Source organism: Microcoleus sp. Z1_A1 (genome assembly GCF_036700305.1).
Classification (GTDB): domain Bacteria; phylum Cyanobacteriota; class Cyanobacteriia; order Cyanobacteriales; family Microcoleaceae; genus Microcoleus.
In genome coordinates this window covers 12,988-30,364 of the sequence record NZ_JAUBOR010000012.1, presented here as the reverse complement: position 1 = coordinate 30,364, position 17,377 = coordinate 12,988, and the positions used below count along the sequence as shown (strand labels likewise).

The window sequence follows — 17,377 nt, the reverse complement described above, 5'->3', positions numbered from 1 at the left end:
GGCTGCCAAGAGGGTTTATACAGTCGATGCCGAACTATTGTCGGTTTTTCGTCCGGCTAGGCCCGAGTAAGATGTACAGTCAGATGTGGCTAAACGCTGCCAAAGTGTTTGGTAGAGTTCGTCAGACACAGGCGCTTTGAGCGATCGCCCAAGTCGATTTTTTTTCTGAGCTGCTTTGAGGCATTCGGCTTCCCGACAAAGGTAAGCAGAACGACCCATGCCACGATCTAATTGTACCTGATGAGAAGGATAGAGCCTGACTACTCGCCAAAAAGCTTCCTTAGGAGCTATTTTTCGACAACTTGCACAGCACCGGTAGTTCGGTTTCATTTCTTGTGAGAGGGGGAGTAGGGGACAACTCCTCCTTGTCTGGCGAAGATAGAAAATCTTAGGACAAGGAGTCAGAAGACAGAATTCAGAATTCAAAATACGCCATGCCCCAAGTCAGGGGTAAGGGTTACGGAAAAAATTTTTTGTGTTCCACGATTAAAATCGGGGGCTTTAAAGCTCGATTCTCCATCCTGTCGCACGGAACCCATTCTGGATTCTGAATTCTGAATTCTTCTTCGGTAAATGTCACAGTTTTTAGACAGCGGCTTCGGTTTCCTCCGTAGCTGCTGCCTCCTCTTCCTCAAATTCTGCGGTTTCCTCGTCGTAGTCGCCTGCTTCCTCGTAGTCGCCTTCTAGTTCTTCGAGCCTAGTTGCTTCTGCAGCCAATTTGCTGTCTTCGGCCGCGCGATCGTACTTAGCAATATCTTTGATATCGATTTTCCAACCGGTGAGGCGGGCTGCGAGACGCACGTTCTGACCTTCTTTGCCAATGGCAAGACTCAGTTGGTCTTCAGCGACCAAAATGTGAGCTCTCCTGCCTTCTGGAGCAACTAAACGTACTTCATCTACTCTAGCGGGACTCAGAGCGTTAGCAATATAAGTTGCTGGGTCTGGAGACCAGCGGATCACGTCGATTTTTTCGCCCCGCAATTCGTTGACTACTACCTGAATCCGCGATCCCCGCGCTCCGATGCAGGCTCCTACAGGGTCTACGTCGCGATCGAGAGTATCAACTGCTATTTTAGTCCGGGGGCCGACGTGCCGGGATGGCGGATTTGCCTCCCTGGCTACGGCAACAATTCTCACCACCCCGTCTTCTATTTCTGGTACTTCGTTAGCAAACAGGTAAACCACCAAACCTGCGTCGGCTCTAGAAACAAGTAACTGCGGCCCACGAGTTGAGCCTTCGCCTACTTTTTTGAGATAAACCTTGAATGTAGCGTTGGCCCGATAATTGTCGTTGGGCAACTGTTCGCGCTTAGGGAGTTCGGCATCTACTTCTGGCTGACCGAAGCTGCTGGTGACAGCTAAAATTACCGACTGCCTCTCAAACCTGAGCACTCTTGCTTGAAGAACGGTTTCTTCTAAATCTTTAAACTCTTCTTGAATCATTTTGCGCTGTTGGTCGCGCAGTTTTTGAGCGAGAACTTGTTTGGTCTGGATCGCCGCCATGCGACCAAATTCTTTTTGATTTGGTGTTACGTCTACGAGCACGATGCTCCCAGGTTGAGCTTCCGTGGCTACTTCTTGCACTTCCGTAAGTGAGATTTCGTGATCGGGATTGATGACTTCTTCGACAATAGTTTTGTTGGCTAAAACGCGGAAACCTTCTTGTTCTGCGTCTAGTTCTACATCAAAGTTGTCGAAGTATTCTTCGCTGAAGTGGTCGAGTTTTTGGGTACGGCGGTAGCGTTCGTATCCTTTGAGCAGAGCTTCTCGCAAGGCTGCTTGGACGGCGTGTTTGGGTAAATTGCGTTCTTTGCTAATACCTTCGACCATTTCTTTTAGTCCGGGCAGGGGAACCATTGACATATAAAACTCTCCTTTTTTGCTGTGGTAACAAGTAACTGGTAATCGGTAATTGGTACTGGAAAAATTTCCAGAAAAAGTGATGACGAGGAGTGATGAGTTACTGGATAGGATTAGGGAAGCTAGGTGCAGTAACAATTTATTTGTTGTTCCTCTTCAACCCGCTGCTACAGATGTGATTGTTAAAAATTAACTCGCAGCCAAGCGTTTTCAGCTTGCTGCGAGGCAATCGCAAAACTCAAATCGGGCGGGCACAGGGGCACTGCCCCTACAACTCAAAACTCAAAATTTCCCTTTACATCTCCTTTCCTTCGTCTAGTTCAACTTTGACAATCTGAGGGCGGGGAATTTTAACCTGTCGCCCTTTTTGATTGAGATAAACCGCTGTTTCATCCCGGCCCAGGAGTAGTCCTTTCCACTCTTTGATTCGCGAGTCGGGTTCGGTGGTTTTGGCTGTCACGGGGAAACCTTTAAAGGTAATGAATTCTCGATCGCTGCTGAGCAATCGGGATATTCCGGGACTGGAAATCTCTAGCACGTAGGCATCGGCTATGATGTCGGCTGCCTCTAACTCGGCATCGAGGGCTGTGCTCATGCGCTCGCAGTCGGCTAAACCAGTGTCTTGTTGGAGGTTGCGGATGTCTACCCGCAAGACGGGAGGATTTTGGTTGGTGTGAAACACTGCTCCCACTACTTCCAATCCCAGTGTTTCCGCAACGGGGGTAGCTAAGTCAATGATTTGTGGGATTAGGGGATGAGTCATATCGAATACTTAAGTTAAAACTCCTAAACTCGGACACGGGCAAGGAAAAATTTGTTGTTGAGATTGCTTGGTTTTGAGGTGGTTTGATTAGGTGGCTGCGACTTTCGTCTTCAACTTTGGGACTTACCCAACATCCCAGCAGGGATCTCAAGCGGGGGGATACCCCTACTAAATCAGTCCTCAACTTGCAAGTCAGACGCCCTGAGCTCTTTTCCTGCGACTAATGCAACAAAAAAAGTGGGCTTGACCCACTCCTAGGTAAAACAATTTCTTCCAAGAAGTTTGAGGACTTCTTCCGATCGAAGGGAGGCCTCAGTTCTCAGTTTAGCTCGATCGCCCGCCCGGTGACAAACTGATCGCCATCGGCGGACTGTCCGAGGGCAGAAGGGGAGAGCTGACAGGGGGAATAAGGACGACTTCATCACAGTTTTGGAGTGGGGTGTCGCGTGTGGCAAATTCCTGGTTGATACCCAAGCGGGTGCGATCGATCTGAGATGTTGCACCATTCTCGCTTAACAGGCTTTTCGGCCTGTTCCACAAGAAAATCTACTCTTTGTGGAACAGGCCGAAAAGCCTGTTCCTAAAAAGCTTATTGACAATGGTGCAAGATGTGCGATCGCCCCTAGAACAGGGGGAGGAGTGGCACTCAGGCGTTCTAGGACTTGCGATACGGGAGTTTCTTGGGTAAATTGTAATTTCAGTTCGGACAAGCCCTCTGCTTCTTGATAGGGGGCCAAGAGTTTGACAGTGATGGTGATTGGTAGATTAGACATGGGCGATCGGCAAATTACCAGCTATATTGACCAAACAGCCAAACTAAAATTAACCCTAAAAACTCCCCATTACTAATGCTGAATTGGAAGCTCAATAACAAACTCTACCCCCCATTCGGGCGAGGAAATGCAAGTCAGCTTACCACCATGTTTTGCTTCTACAATCTCACGGCTAATAGACAAACCTAAACCTGTCCCTTTACCTACTGATTTAGTAGTAAACATCGGCGTGAATAAATGCTGCATTACTTCCTGAGTTATGCCAACCCCATTATCAGCAATCCGAATCAAAACTCTGTCGCCCTGAAGCATTTCAGTGCAGATACGAATCTGTGGGTTGTCATTGCTCTGTTGCTTTTCCCCGCAGGGCGGACAACTGCTCGTAGACTCTTCTAAAGCATCAATTGCATTCGCTAATACATTCATAAACACCTGATTGATTTGCCCAGGATAGCACTCTACCAGCGGTAATTCGCCGTACTCTTTAATAACCTTAATAGCTGGGCGAGTGCCTTTACCTTTCAATCGATGACCTAAAATCAACAGGGTACTATCTAGCCCATCGTGAATATTCACTGGCGTTAGTGCCGATATATCCAACCGAGAGAAATTACGCAGTGACATAGAAAGATTGTAAAGTCGCTCTGTTCCGACCGCCATTGAATCAATAATTTTTGGCAAATCTTCCACAATAAAATCTAACTCAATCTCTTGGGACTTCTCCTCAAATTCTGATGTCGAATTAACGTGGTGCTGGCAAAGCCGAGTTATCTCGATCAAATCGGCAATATATTCCTTGGCAATAGGGATATTATTGGAGATAAAACTAACTGGATTGTTAATTTCGTGAGCTACCCCAGCTACAAGTTGACCCAGACAAGCCATCTTTTCACTTTGAACGATTTGCACCTGAGCTTTTTTAAGATTATCCAAAGCTTGAGAAAGTTCAGCGGTTCGTTCTTCCACCCGTTTTTCTAACTCCTGCGCGAGCTGATGTAACGCTGCTTCGGCTGCGATCCTGTCTTCAATTTCCCGTTTGAGAAGCAGATTTTGATCGGCGAGAGTTTTAGTCAAAGAACGCAGTTTTAAATGGAGATTGACGCGAGCTAATACCTCATTTTGTTCAAAAGGCTTAGTAATGTAATCCACAGCCCCTAGATTAAAGCCTTTGACTTTATCTCCTATGTCAGAAAGAGCCGTCATAAAAATTACCGAAATTTCGTTCGTCAACGGACTTGCCTTCAGGCGATGGCAGGTTTCAAACCCGTCAATTCCTGGCATCATCACATCTAAAAGAATCAAATCAGGCTGAGTATATTCAGCCTGTTCGATGGCGGTTTCGCCATCAGTTGCTACCAATATCTCCCATCCAAAACCCGCTAAAGCTTCAGAAAGCACGTCTAGATTGCTAGGATTATCATCGACGATTAAGATGCTACTTGTTTCAATATTTGCTGCCTTCATTCTTTTTCTATCCTGTGGGATGTAATAAACTCTTTAATTTTTTTGACCTGATAGCCTTGGGCTAACTGGCGCAGCTCAACAGCAAAAGACACAAATTTCTGATCCAATTTCTCTAAGTGTTCACTGCGCTTCACAATTCCTTTCACGTTGCCTCTCATCGCCAGTTCAAGTAGGAGTTCCATTTCTCCGGGCGGGGGAGCCACTACAGAGTTCGATTCAGAAAGTGATTGAGGCTCAGAGGAAAAGGCAATATTGCTGATTTTTTCATTTTTTCGTTCCTCATATATCCATTCAAGTTTTAAATACTTTTGCAACATCTCAAATAGCTCTTCTGCCTGCACAGGCTTACCGAGAAAATCGTTGGCTCCCCCCTCCAAACTTTTATGTTGGTCGGTAGCAAATACACTGGCAGATGAAGCAATGATTGCCACGTCTGTATAGTCTGACAAATTTCGGATACGGCGCATCATCTCAAAGCCATCTAACACTGGCATCACTAAGTCAGTGATAATCAAATCGAACTTAAACTCTTCTACTTTTTCTAAACCTTCTTGACCGTTTTTAGCTTCGGTTACTTCAAATCCGAGGGGTTCCAGGAGATTGACAATGACTGAGAGATTTTCCCATTTGTCATCCACAACCAAAACTTTCTGTTTTCTACCTTGGTACCCAACTAGCTTTCTTTGCTTGGCAATCGTGACTGTATTTGCCCAGTCTGCCGCTTCCGGTAAATCCAAATCTAGCCAAAAAACACTGCCTGTTCGTGACTGACTTTTTACTTGAATGGTACTACCCATCATTTCGACAATTTTCTGGCTAATTGTTAAACCGAGTCCGGTTCCTTCCGCCTGACGCTTGCTCTCTCCTACCTGTTCAAAAGGCAAAAATATTTTTTTTAAGTGTTCTGGCGTCATACCAACGCCAGTATCTTCTATTTGAAACCGAATTTTGTGAATTGGTGAGGCTGGCTTTTGCTGATGGCTTTGTACCTTTGCACCTGTCCCCTTTTCCAGATATTCTATCTTAAAAGTCACTCGTCCCGAGTCTGTAAACTTAATTGCATTGCTCAGTAAGTTAATTAGTACCTGTCGCAAGCGTTTTTCGTCAGCGTAGATGCCAGCAGGAATTTCCGAACTGGGTTGATAAACAAAAGCAATTCCTTTTTGTTCGGCTCGGATGCGGCAGATTTCCGCGACTCCCTGCAAAAAGGAAGGAAAATGAAAATCTTTCGCGTACAGTTCCAGTTTCTGGGCTTCAATTTTAGCGAGGTCTAAGATGTCATTGATCAGGGTTAGCAGGTGGGAGCCACACTGGTGAATAATACTGATGCCTTGGAGTTCCTTGGGAGCCATCGTTTTTGAGCGTTCTAGGATTTGAGCGTATCCTAAAATTCCATTGAGTGGTGTTCTCAATTCGTGACTCATATTTGCTAAAAATTCACTTTTAGCTTGGTTGGCAGTATCCGCGATTTGTTTGGCTTCCGTGAGTTCAGCAGTGCGTTCTTGTACTCTGATTTCTAGTTCGGAATTGGTCTTGGCTAGCGCATCAAAGGATTCGCGCAACTGTTGTGCCATTTGGTTGAATGATTGACCCAGAACTTCTAGTTCTTCTACGCCTTTTACTTGCACATTTTGGTCTAAATCTCCACTAGCGATTGCCCTAGAAGCTTCACTCAAGCGAAGAATCGGGTTAGTAATCCAGCGTGCGGTTAATATTCCTAAAACCGTAGCCAGTCCCAAGGCTCCTAAACACAAAAAAATGGTCGTCTGGGTGTTAACATTAATTTGCTCCATGAAGTCAGCTTCGGGAACTGTGATTACAATTAACCAGTCCAAACCGCGATCGTCTTTATAAGGAAGCGCTTGTAGAAATTGTCGTTGGCCATCGATCCAGAAGTCAAGCTGTTCTCGCTTGGTAATTTTTTTTAGGTCGCCAAATTGCTGTTGTAATTGCTTCGTAGCAGAGCTTATTAAGGGATCTGTGCTTTTAGCTGCATTGATGCGTTTAGCTTTCGCATTTTCAACTAAAAATGGCTGCTCTAGGGTAGAGCTGGCAACGATGAGTCCTGAGCGCTCGATGATAAAAGTTTGCCCTGAACGACCGATTTTTATATTTTTGAGAAAGTCACTAATTTGTGTTAGAAAAAAATGATCGGCGAATACCCCAATGACTGCTCCTTTACTATCATTGAGAGCAACACTAGCAGGCAAAACCATTTCTGGGAAAGCGTGATAGGAAAATATTTCGCCCCACACTGGTTTGCCTGCTTGGACGGCAGCCACGTACCAGGGTCGTTCCTCTATCTTGAAGTCGGGCTTTTCCTGAATGAGCCTTATACGCTCTCCGTCTTTAGTCATATCATAAAATCGAATACTTCCCCCTGTGGCTTGGCCGGCTTCCATGATTTGCAAGGTGTCTTTTTTAGGTTTTAATGCCCCAATAAAGCCATCATATTTTTGACTACCGAACATAATGGAACCTGCTGTCGGAAATAACTGTACCTGCTGCACAAAGTAGCGCTCTAGGCGTGGCAAGTCTTGAACGTCAATTTGACCTAGGCGGACAGCCTCAAGATTGATTTGATTGACTAGGTGGGGAGCCTCTAAATATTCGTTAAGCTTCTGATTGATGCGTTCGGAGACTTCACTGCGGAGTTGAGTCGCAACATTATTGACAGCTTCTTGTCCGTTGCGTACCGAGACCCAAGCGGTCAGCCCGACGGCGGCAAAGATTTGCACGACGAATGGCAACACTAGGATCAGGCGAAGTGACAGCTTTTTTTGAGAACGGTTTGACAGAAAAGTGGTGCGAGATGTGTGTGACATTGATTGGTGTTACTCCTGGGGTAACGAGTTGAGGGAAAATCTCTGTGGATTTAGTGAAATGAGACTGAGGAAATATATATTGAAAAGCTATCTATAATAGTTATTGAAACTTTTTAGAAAGTAACTTGCTTGAACCAGCATAGCTACTCTAGGTGTTTACTATGAGAGGGTTATAATTATAGCTGACTAAAGATGCTGAAGGGGAACATCTCAATGAAAGCACCTAAGTTAGAAATTGGATTTTTGAGGCTCTCTTGCTGCGAGGCAGGAGGGAGGAGGCAGGAGGCAGAAGGCAGGAGGAAGAAGAAGTGTTTTTACAAATATGAGATGCTCCCTGCTGAAGCGCCTGATTTTTTTACTAGCATTTGTAAAAAAAAAATTTTTTGAGAAAATCAGCTAGCAATTCTATCTAATAGATTACTTGGTTTACAGCTATTTGTAGTGGTTTTTAACTTTACTTTACAGATGGGCAATAAAAAATATCATTTCATCTAAATTAGATATATAGCAATCCTAAATGATTCGTGTAATTCTTGTAGGGGCTCTCCCCACGCCCGGTTGCCCCGATGCAGGCTGGGGTAGGCACGGGGAGTAGGGGTAGCACTACCCCTACATATTTTTACAAATGATGCGAGGATTGCTATATAGCAATCCTCGCATCAGTTTCAATAACTGGTTAACTTCCAAGCTCTGCCTGGGAACCGATGTAAGCGAGGCTCTGCCTCGGCCCCGACTATGGAGGCTCTTCCTCCGGATCTGCGTTACCAGGCTCTTCCTGGTAACGAGTATAATCATTTAGGATTGCTATATATTGATATAATATACGTCTAAAAAAAATGAGCTTTATCGCTAAAAACGTGAGTTCCCAGACCGCTGAGGACCCTAACGGCGGTCTAACTCACTACCGCGCTGAATGTGGGATGCACAACTCTGCAGATGACTCTGGTAGAGAATGCCGATCGCACATGAAACTTTACAATTCCAGCAAGTTTCATTTGCTGGAGTTAAAGCAGGGTAATTGCTAATTGCTAATTGGGGAAGAAAAAAATAAGTAAAGCGGTGGAGACTTGCGCTAACGCGGGGCTATCCGTTGCAGTTCTTTGGCTTGTTCTAAAATTTTCTCGAAGTCTTCTTCGCTCAACCGCTGAATGTAGTTGATTTTGAACTCTTCTAGGAAATCGCACAGCAGCAGTTGTATTTCTTGCCAGGTTTGCTGCTGTTGCAGTTCGGTGCCTAAAGCTTGCCCGAAATGTTGGACTAGCTGGCTTGAAAGTTTGATGCTTATGGGGTCTTCGCTGGCGATTTTGAAGGCTTCGTAGGCATCTTGGGGGCCGAGGGTGGCTAATTTTGAGAGTTCTGCAACTAATTGCTGTGCTAGCTGTTCGGGCAGGTTTCCCAGACCGGGTACTTGCTTCCATCCTTGATAGAGGGGGGATTGTTTGAGGAAGCTTTCAATATTGTACCGGAGGAGGGCTTCTAGGTCGGGCTGGAGTTGGGGGAGGACTTTGTAGACGGTTATTTGGACGAGATGGGTGGCGATCGCTTCTATTTCATTGATATTGTTGATGTCTAGATAGCGCTGTTTTGGGGATTTAAAGAGTTGACGAGCGAGTTCGCCTGTGGTAATTGATTGTTGCATCTGGTTGATGAGTTGAATTACTACAACTTCGGTCAATTCTTGGGCGAAATTGGCGACGAAACCTCGGCTGATTTGGGTGCGTATGGGTTGGAGATCCGGCATTTTGGCTTGGTGGATGCGAATTGTGACGGGTAATATTCGCAACAGGCGCCAGAATGGGAGCAGCAGGAAGATGTCGTACCATCGCCAGAGCATGGCCGATCGCCAAGTGACGCTGCGGTGGCGGCGGCCGATCGAGTAGGTACGGGCTAGAAATTCGATCGCGAATATGGCAATAAATGGCAGGTCAATTAGCCAGAAGTTATCGGTAAATTCGCCGTTTTCTCCAATCTCGCGGTAATAGTTGGTGGCGATTAATGGCTTGATTTTGGAGTCAAACCACTGGATTTCTTTTTGCCAGTCTTGTTTGTTTAAATAGTCAGGGCTCCAAAATCTTTGGAATGATTGTTTAGCGGAGTCTTCTGGATTCGGGACGCGATCGCGCATCCGGTCTTTGATTTTTTCTAGGGTGCCACTTTTTGATGCTACTCGAAAGGGATCTTCGTCGATCATTTTCGCGCTCAGATTGTTTATTTCCTGCAATTTGGCTGCTACTTGGGGAGAGGGCAATCCTGTTTGCACTACTTGAATTTTTAATTCTTCTAAGGTTTCCAGATATTGCTGGGTGTCTCGGTGGGGTTTAATTCCTTTAAATGGGTCGTATACTTGAGTTAGAACTGGGAGTTGCCGGAAGTAGAAATCTCGTCCGGGGACGTAAGTTATGTCAAATAATACTAGGCTTAAATTTCCTAGGGCGACCAGTGCCATGAACCGCTCGAACCAAGGTACTTTTGGTGATTTTTTGCGGGAGTTTGGAGTTGGAGAGGGCAGTAGTTTTGGTGTCACTAGCGGTTCCTAATTAAGTAGACCGATCGAAATAGATGTAACTGGTAATAGCTGAAAAAAGGAAACAGGGAAAACTGGCTAAGTGTCCGATCGAGTTCGGATGGCGATCGCGGAAGCTAGTCTTTATTTTAACGTGCGTTTGTTGGGGATTTTTGGATTGTTAATTATGCCTGGTTAAGTTAAATATTTTACGGGTAAAATATTTAGGTCGATCGAACTTGACGGAAGCTGTGGCTCCCGTTAGTGTGCTTCTCTCTGGCAATAAAATTATATCTCAGGCGGAATCCTTAGTTTTTTTGGCGTTGCAGTGCTCACGGGGCTGGCAATAAATGACTATTTCTGTTTGATCTACGGGCTATTTGACCGCTAAATCAAATGTATTGCACGCAGCGGAGTCTAAGGTTAGATGTGGACTTCGAGTTTGAGGTCAAACCCTCAAGAGAGTTATACTTGCTCAGGGGTGGCAGTCTGGTGAGAGCGCCCCCTCTGATGGCGAGGGTGGCTGCCGCCTCCGCAAGGTTCGAGGTTTCGCCTCTACAAAAACCAGCTCGCGATCGGACTCTTGAATAATATAAAACCCTTCCTACTAATTTTGTTCGCATTTTTTTAATATATGACATACTGCCTTAATCTCGATTGCCCAAGAGACAAGCGTCAGAACCCACCAGGCACAAAGTATTGTCTTAATTGTGGTTCAAAGCTGCTGCTAAAAGACCTTTATGCAGCAACTGAACCGCTACGCGATGGGGGATTTGGCAGGACTTTCCGAGCTGTTAATCATGGAAAATTTGAGGAATTGTGCGTGATTAAACAGTTGTCACCCCCTCAAGAATTTCAGCGGAAGCCCGGTCATTTTAAAAAATATGTTCGACTGTTTGAACAAGAGGCAAGGCGGTTATACGAACTGAAGCACCCGCAAATTCCTCAGTTAATTTCTTATTTTGAGGAAGATGGGCGCTTGTATTTGGTGCAAGAGTTTATTGATGGCAATAATTTAAAGGATGAGTTAGATAAGTACGGTGCTTATAGCGAAATTAAAACTTGCGAACTGCTGTTAGATTTGTTGCCTTTATTGAAGTTTGTTCATGACAGAAATGTAATTCACCGCGATATTAAGCCGGAGAATGTGATCCGCCGATCGCGCGATCGTAAGTTAGTGCTGATAGATTTTGGGGTTTCCAAACAGGTAGTAGCTGCTGCTCCCACCAAAACAGGAACGAAGTTGGGAACTCCCGGCTACGCGGCTCTAGAACAGCGTCACGGTAGGGCTGTTCCGGCTAGCGACCTTTACAGTTTGGGGGTGACTTGCATTCGCTTGCTGACTTCTGTTATGCCTTATCTGGATATCTACGGGGACATTCACGATGACCTTTACGATCCGCTTGAAGGCCGGTGGCTGTGGAGGGAGGCTTTGCCAAAAGGAACACAAATTAGCGAGGATTTAGGTCAGGTTTTGGATAAGTTAATTCAGGAATATGTTAAAGATCGCTACAAATCTGCTGTGGAAGTTTTGGATGCTTTAAAACCTCCTGTTGTTGTTGTCCCCGTGCTGGAAAAGTCGCAGCAGGCAACTGTTGTTAGTCCTTCGGTTCCGACTCAACCTGTGACTGATACTCTGTTAATTTCTGTGAATTTAGACTCAGAAAAAGGTATTGATTATTCTCACTTGGCAAGGCTGCTGGCTGCTAAAAATTGGCGTGGTGCTGATGAGGAAACTTCTGTGAAAATGCTGGAGGTGATGCAGCAAAATTCACGGGGTTATTTGAGTGAGGAAGATATTAGGAAGTTTCCAGCTAAGGATTTGCAGACTATCGATCGACTTTGGGTGCGGCACAGTCACCGCAGATTCGGTTTTTCTGTGCAAAAGGGTTTGTGGCTCAAGTTGGGGGGAAAGCCTGGTGTTTATGATGCTACAGTTTGGGAGAAGTTTGGCGATCGAGTGGGCTGGCGGGTTAACAGCCAGTGGGTATACTATTCGGAGCTGAATTTTTCTTCTAAAGCAAAGCCTGGACATTTGCCGGGGGGGACTGTTTTTGGGTGGGAAGGCGGGGTTTTGTGCGGTGTTTTGGGTTTGGGTGGGATCTGGTTTCTGCTGTCGCGGCGGGATTTGTAAAACTCACATCTTGCACTATTCTCGCTTAACAGGCTTTCCGGCCTGTTCCACAAAGAGTGAATTTTCTTGTGGAACAGGCCGGAAAGCCTGTTCATAAAAAACTTATTGAGAATGGTGCAATATCTCAGTAAAAGGAAGGTAGAAGGTAGAAGGCAGAATTTATTAGTGAGGCTGCACCCCAAGCGAAGTCGAAGTGTTAGTCATTAAATAGTTTTGAGTTGGGAATTAAAGAGTTAATAAGTGTGGAGTTTAATCATCTGTTCTGTAAAAAGTAGCTCTAAAAAAAGCGAAAAATAAGATATAATCCCAAACTATTTTTTTTGTGCTATGTTCTTAGAGAAGGGCAAGTTTGCAAAGTCAAAAGCCAGTCTTCGGTCGTGGCCAACGAGGGGGACTGGCTTTGGCTCCAATTTACCAAGGAGATTTATCTAGTATGTTGCAAGAAAAACGTCTCAAGCCGTGGACTATAGTTCGCTCGCTTCCAAATGTGGAAAAGGTGGTTGTGGGTGAGTTTCGCAGTTGGTCTGATGCAGACGGTCACTTGAAAATTCTCAAGCGGATGGTGCCGGCAGATCGATTGAGTGTTGTCTTCGATCCGGTAGTTCAAGCGTAACGTCGCTGGTAAATTGATCAGCGTGCGATCGCTCTTTGAGCTAAGCGATCGCCTCTTTTTTTTTGATACTGTTTTTTTACATAAAAAATGCGATCGCTAAACAGGCGATCGCAAATTGAATCATTGTCCTTAACTGCGGCGAATTTCCGTAATTTGGTCGGCAACATCCAAAATTCTTTGGGGCATCGATGGCCCGGTAAAAATCATATCCAAATGATGGGGCTTGTTGTCAATCAATGCCACCACTTCGGCTTCGGGAATCAAGCCCAAATTAACCGCTAAACTCAATTCATCGAGAATAACTAAGGCATAACGACCTTCACGCACCGCATTTTGAACATACTGCCACAATTGTTCGATCGATCGCGTCTCCAGCTCATCTAGATCGGCATTCTCAATACAGCGTGACAAATCGCAGCGCATCCAATCTAAATTTTGCCCCAGCCGCACCGGATGCTGGTGCCCTTGATTAATTCCCCCTTTGAGGAACTGCACCGCTAGCACGGGAGCTCCCTGTCCTGCAATTCTGAGGGCCTGAGCCATGACACTGGTAAAAAAGCAGCGGTGCGGGCCTGTAAAGACTTGCACCAGCCCTTGAACTGTGTAGGGCAAGCTGTGGGTTAAATTGAGTTTAGGGGTTTGTAACTGAGCAACCATAGGGCAATATTTAATCAGCAACTAAGTCTTGAGTGCAGCTCCGACCTTGGTGCGGCTGAAGCCTGCTTGACAATATATAGTGTACTGGGCCGGGTGCACATCCGATCGAACACTATATATATAAGTTGTCAAAAGCTCGCGGCAGTGGCATTCGCAGTCGTTTGTTCGATTTTTGAACTCAATTAGCACTTAGGCAGAAACGGGGTTTTTTACTAAAATACGGCGTGGAGCTTGACATTTATACAGTTATAGGGTGAAAAACCACGGTGATGAGAGCATTTTTTGTAGGAAGTTATTTAATCCACGATCCTTAGATAGTTAGAGGGTGAAAAAGCAAGGCGATGAGAGTCTTGGGAAGTCCAGGACTGTGAAGAAAAAGTACACACATCGCGTAAAATTTGAATGTCGCGGCACTAGGAGCAGGGACTGTGAGAGTGGTGATTCTGGGAGGGCCAGGAGCGGGAAAGGGAACTCAGGCTGAACTACTGTGCAGCAATTTGAGCCTTCCTTTGCTGGCTGTGGGGGATATTCTACGGGAGGCGATCGCAGAAGACACAGATTTAGGCAAGCTGGCGGTGTCTTATGTCGAAAGAGGGGAATTAGTTCCCGACGCAACTATGATTGAATTCTTTCGCCGCCGACTGCTGCTGTGGGATGTCTTTAATGGCTGGATATTGGAGGGCTATCCGCGAACTGCTTTTCAAGCTGAGGAGTTGGATTTTTTATTAGAGGAGTTGGCGCAGGAGCTAGATTGGGCAGTTTGGCTGAAAGTGCCGATCGAGGTTTTGCTGAGTAGGTCGATCGAGCGCGATCGATCGGATGACCATCCTGAAATATTACAGCGTCGGCTGGATTTGTTCCACGAACGCACTATTCCTCTTTTAGAGTATTACGAATACCGCAACAAACTGTTAACTATTGATGGCGCTCAATCTCCACAACAAGTCCAGCAGGATATTCTCAAATTAATCGAGGCTAAGAGCAAATCATTATAGGATTTTAGATTTTAGTAGATTTTAGATTGAATGACTGCATATTTACCGCATCAAAAAAACCGGAATATTAATACCAACTTTTAAAGTTTTAATGCCTAATTACCTATTACCAATCACCTAAATATTATGTCTTTCCAACGTCCAGATGGCAGACTACCAAATCAAATTCGTCCGATTAGTTTCGATCGACAGTTTACCAAATTTGCTAGCGGTTCCGTGCTCGCGAAAAGTGGCGATACTCAGGTACTTTGCAGCGTTACAATCAAGCCGGGAGTGCCTAGATTTCTGGAGAATACCGGACAAGGTTGGCTGACAGCGGAATACCGAATGTTGCCGGGATCTACGCCGCAGCGACAAGAGCGGGAATTTATGAAATTATCGGGACGGACTCAAGAAATTCAGCGGTTGATTGGGCGCAGTTTGCGATCGTGCTTGGATATGCAACTATTGGGAGAACGCACAATACTTGTCGATGCCGATGTTTTGCAAGCTGACGCTGGGACTCGCACAACTTCAATTACTGGCGGGTTTGTGGCTGTGGCTGATGCTTTGAACAAGTTGGTGCAAAAAGGTGATTTGGTGCGATCGCCCCTTATTCGTCAAGTGGCGGCCGTGTCTGTGGGGCTTTTGGAAGGCGAGCCGTTTTTAGATTTGAATTATCTTGAAGATGTGGCGGCTGAAATTGATTGTAATGTGGTAATGAATGGAGATTTGAATATCATCGAAATTCAGGGAACTGCGGAAGCAGGAAGTTTTAGTCGGAGTCAGTTAAATCAAATTTTGGATGTGGCAGAAATAGGGATTCAGGAATTGTTGGAGGCTCAGCGGCAGGCTTTGGTTGAGTAGTCCGGCAGTCCGGCAGGGGTTGAAACCCCTGCCTCAAAGCTAAAGTCCTCTTAAGAGGACTGAGAAGAAGAATTTTTCAACTCATTAGTCCTCTTCAGAGGACTTTAGCTATTAGCCAGGGAATTCATTCCCTGGCGGACTGGCGGGCGGGCGGGAGGACTGGCGGACTGACGATTTAAGTTGACACAAATTGGCCGGGCGCCGTGTTCTCTATATAATAATTCCGGTGCAATCGGAAACGATATCAAGCGATCGGGTGGTGGCGGACTCGGCATAAAAAATAGTGAACAGGCCGATCGCACTCGGAACTTGCTTGCTTGCGGGCGATCGACTTTTCCCGAAAAACCATTAATATCCCACTAATAACAACTCACTAATCACTAATCACCCATCACCAAGGACTCCCAATCATCACAAAAGCCGACCAATAATAAGGATGCGACAACTTTAAATCCGCAAACCCTTGCAGCGAACTCGGCAACTCCACCCCCTCACCCCGACTCGAACCCCGCAATCGGCCACCCTCCAAACGCACATCCCCCCGCAACATCGCAATTTGCGCTTGTCGCAGCGCCGCCCCCTTAATTCGCGCCGTCTTCAACTGCTGGTAAAACTCACTCATCAATCCCAAAGTACCTTCATCACTCACGTACCACAAACTTCCCAAAGCCGTTTGCACCCCCGCTTGCAGCGCCAAACCCCCAAAACCCAACTCGGCCTGTGCATCTCCCACCGCAGTCCGACAAGCACTTAAAACTAACATATTCACCTGCGGATCATTCAATCTCAAATCCCGCAATTGATCCAGTCGCAGCCGACTATTCCACAACTGAATAAAAGAATTATTTGGTGTTCCAGGTCGAAATTCGCCGTGAGTAGCTAAGTGAATAACCCCAAAAGATCGGCTTTGATGCTGTCGCTTCAAATTCTCCAAAGTGAAACCCTCATTCAGAAAACTGACTCCCGGCCACTCTCTAGAAATAGCGGCTATTTCTGCAGGAACTGCAGGCAAAGGATTCAACTCGGAAAATTCCGAGGCACCCATTGCTAAAACTTGAGAATTTCTGAGATCGACGTAGCGGGTATCTGTTAAATTAATGCTGGGCATCAGGCTGAGATTGTACTTTTCCACCAAAAATTGCTGTCCGTCGTGCAAAGCAGCAAAGGGCATACCTCTCAAACCTCGATCGACAACAAAGGAAATAGTATCCGTTTCGCACTTTTTCAAACTGTCCTCTAAAGGCCCAATCATCCACTTATAAAGCTGTTGGGAAGATGGTAGATAACTGGTAGTAGCCCGCACCCCCGGTTTGGTAATCTCACCCCTGAACTCATTTACAACTTTCAGAAGTTCTTGTCGGTTCGCTGACGGCACACTTTTGTGAACCACTTCACCGCAAGAAGTGATCAGCATTAAATTTAATTCTTCGGGCTGCGAGAATAGATAAATTAAGCTGGGTTTTGTGCCGGTTTCTTTACCCGCTGATTCTAACTTTTTTTGAATTTCCTCTGGGGATACCAACTCGTTGCTGATGTTGATGCCTAAATATTCCCCGAATTCTTGGCTGAAAGATTTGTCCAGCAGAGACAAAGCTTCCGATATTTGGCCTGTCTCCAAATTCCTGCCGATGTCGCCGCGAAATGCTGACTGAATAACTGAATCTAGGATATTTGAATTGATGAAATTTCTCACTTCTCTGGGAAATTGCATCCTTTCGCGCGGCATCCTTTCTCCGGGTTTTCCTATATCTCGCGATATTCTGTTTTGATTCTGCCGCTGTTGGCGGCTAAAGGGTTGGTTGGGATCGGGGAAAAGCGATCGCCCTCTATCTAATGCAAATCTATCCCTTGGTAATATTGGCGGCGAATTGGGATTATTAGGATTATTGGGATTATTGGGATTATTGGGATTATTAGGATTATTGGGATTATTGGGATTATTGG

At 45.7% G+C, this 17,377-nt stretch carries 14 protein-coding genes; 4 read left to right on the top strand and 10 right to left on the bottom strand.

What is annotated here, in order from left to right:
* Positions 1-15: 15 nt before the first annotated feature.
* The 8 genes from QT973_RS10305 to QT973_RS10270 all read right to left on the bottom strand — a co-directional run bounded on the left by QT973_RS10305 (position 16) and on the right by QT973_RS10270 (position 10,209).
* Positions 16-330 (bottom strand): YlxR family protein, encoded by a 315-nt coding sequence (locus QT973_RS10305; protein WP_333057840.1) that lies wholly within the window; start codon positions 328-330, stop codon positions 16-18.
* Positions 331-585: 255 nt separating this feature from the next.
* Positions 586-1,863: a transcription termination factor NusA gene (gene nusA / locus QT973_RS10300; RefSeq protein WP_333057841.1), complete on the bottom strand. Its 1,278-nt coding sequence runs from the start codon at positions 1,861-1,863 to the stop codon at positions 586-588.
* A 292-nt stretch (positions 1,864-2,155) separates the two neighbouring features.
* Positions 2,156-2,623, bottom strand: a complete 468-nt coding sequence (gene rimP, locus QT973_RS10295) for a ribosome maturation factor RimP (RefSeq protein WP_333057842.1) — start codon at positions 2,621-2,623, stop codon at positions 2,156-2,158.
* Positions 2,624-2,947: 324 nt separating this feature from the next.
* Entirely contained in the window at positions 2,948-3,163 is a 216-nt protein-coding gene (locus QT973_RS27035) for a MoaD/ThiS family protein (protein ID WP_445243017.1), read from the bottom strand.
* Positions 3,136-3,396: a hypothetical protein gene (locus QT973_RS10285; RefSeq protein ID WP_333057843.1), complete on the bottom strand. Its 261-nt coding sequence runs from the start codon at positions 3,394-3,396 to the stop codon at positions 3,136-3,138. Before QT973_RS10285 ends, QT973_RS27035 begins: the two co-directional genes overlap by 28 nt.
* Positions 3,397-3,468: 72 nt before the next feature.
* Complete coding sequence (locus QT973_RS10280; RefSeq protein WP_333057844.1) at positions 3,469-4,860, bottom strand: response regulator; 1,392 nt, start codon at positions 4,858-4,860, stop codon at positions 3,469-3,471.
* Positions 4,857-7,685, bottom strand: coding sequence for an ATP-binding protein (locus QT973_RS10275; RefSeq protein ID WP_333057845.1), 2,829 nt, complete (start codon positions 7,683-7,685; stop codon positions 4,857-4,859). The genes QT973_RS10280 and QT973_RS10275 overlap by 4 nt, the downstream gene beginning before the upstream one ends.
* Positions 7,686-8,757: 1,072 nt before the next feature.
* Positions 8,758-10,209 (bottom strand): hypothetical protein, encoded by a 1,452-nt coding sequence (locus QT973_RS10270; RefSeq protein WP_445243016.1) that lies wholly within the window; start codon positions 10,207-10,209, stop codon positions 8,758-8,760.
* 613 nt (positions 10,210-10,822) lie between these two features.
* Between QT973_RS10270 and QT973_RS10265 the strand changes: the two genes are divergently transcribed.
* Both QT973_RS10265 and QT973_RS10260 read left to right on the top strand, forming a co-directional pair.
* Positions 10,823-12,322 carry a GUN4 domain-containing protein gene (locus QT973_RS10265; protein WP_333057846.1) on the top strand — a complete coding sequence of 500 codons (1,500 nt, stop codon included), beginning with the start codon at positions 10,823-10,825 and terminating at the stop codon, positions 12,320-12,322.
* Between the two features lie 349 nt (positions 12,323-12,671).
* Positions 12,672-12,935: a hypothetical protein gene (locus tag QT973_RS10260; RefSeq protein WP_333212631.1), complete on the top strand. Its 264-nt coding sequence runs from the start codon at positions 12,672-12,674 to the stop codon at positions 12,933-12,935.
* Positions 12,936-13,064: 129 nt separating this feature from the next.
* Here QT973_RS10260 and QT973_RS10255 read toward each other — a convergent pair whose 3' ends face one another.
* The gene (locus QT973_RS10255) at positions 13,065-13,592 is read right to left on the bottom strand and encodes a P-loop NTPase family protein (RefSeq protein ID WP_333057848.1); all 528 of its coding nucleotides are present in this window, start codon (positions 13,590-13,592) and stop codon (positions 13,065-13,067) included.
* Positions 13,593-14,020: 428 nt separating this feature from the next.
* Between QT973_RS10255 and QT973_RS10250 the strand changes: the two genes are divergently transcribed.
* Together QT973_RS10250 and rph are read left to right on the top strand one after the other, a co-directional pair.
* Positions 14,021-14,587: a nucleoside monophosphate kinase gene (locus QT973_RS10250; RefSeq protein WP_333233939.1), complete on the top strand. Its 567-nt coding sequence runs from the start codon at positions 14,021-14,023 to the stop codon at positions 14,585-14,587.
* Positions 14,588-14,713: 126 nt separating this feature from the next.
* The gene (gene rph / locus QT973_RS10245) at positions 14,714-15,433 is read left to right on the top strand and encodes a ribonuclease PH (protein WP_333391285.1); all 720 of its coding nucleotides are present in this window, start codon (positions 14,714-14,716) and stop codon (positions 15,431-15,433) included.
* A 391-nt stretch (positions 15,434-15,824) separates the two neighbouring features.
* Here the strand turns inward: rph and QT973_RS10240 are convergent.
* Positions 15,825-17,377: CHAT domain-containing protein (locus QT973_RS10240; protein WP_333391282.1), on the bottom strand; the 1,553-nt coding region annotated here is incomplete at its 5' end.

What these genes read in the sequence shown, in the direction of transcription:
- QT973_RS10305 (WP_333057840.1), bottom strand. Translation starts at nt 330, where the DNA reads ATGAAACCGAACTACCGGTGCTGTGCAAGTTGTCGAAAAATAGCTCCT.
- nusA (WP_333057841.1), bottom strand. Translation starts at nt 1,863, where the DNA reads ATGTCAATGGTTCCCCTGCCCGGACTAAAAGAAATGGTCGAAGGTATT.
- rimP (WP_333057842.1), bottom strand. Translation starts at nt 2,623, where the DNA reads ATGACTCATCCCCTAATCCCACAAATCATTGACTTAGCTACCCCCGTT.
- QT973_RS10285 (WP_333057843.1), bottom strand. Translation starts at nt 3,396, where the DNA reads ATGTCTAATCTACCAATCACCATCACTGTCAAACTCTTGGCCCCCTAT.
- QT973_RS10280 (WP_333057844.1), bottom strand. Translation starts at nt 4,860, where the DNA reads ATGAAGGCAGCAAATATTGAAACAAGTAGCATCTTAATCGTCGATGAT.
- QT973_RS10275 (WP_333057845.1), bottom strand. Translation starts at nt 7,685, where the DNA reads ATGTCACACACATCTCGCACCACTTTTCTGTCAAACCGTTCTCAAAAA.
- QT973_RS10265 (WP_333057846.1), top strand. Translation starts at nt 10,823, where the DNA reads ATGACATACTGCCTTAATCTCGATTGCCCAAGAGACAAGCGTCAGAAC.
- QT973_RS10255 (WP_333057848.1), bottom strand. Translation starts at nt 13,592, where the DNA reads ATGGTTGCTCAGTTACAAACCCCTAAACTCAATTTAACCCACAGCTTG.
- rph (WP_333391285.1), top strand. Translation starts at nt 14,714, where the DNA reads ATGTCTTTCCAACGTCCAGATGGCAGACTACCAAATCAAATTCGTCCG.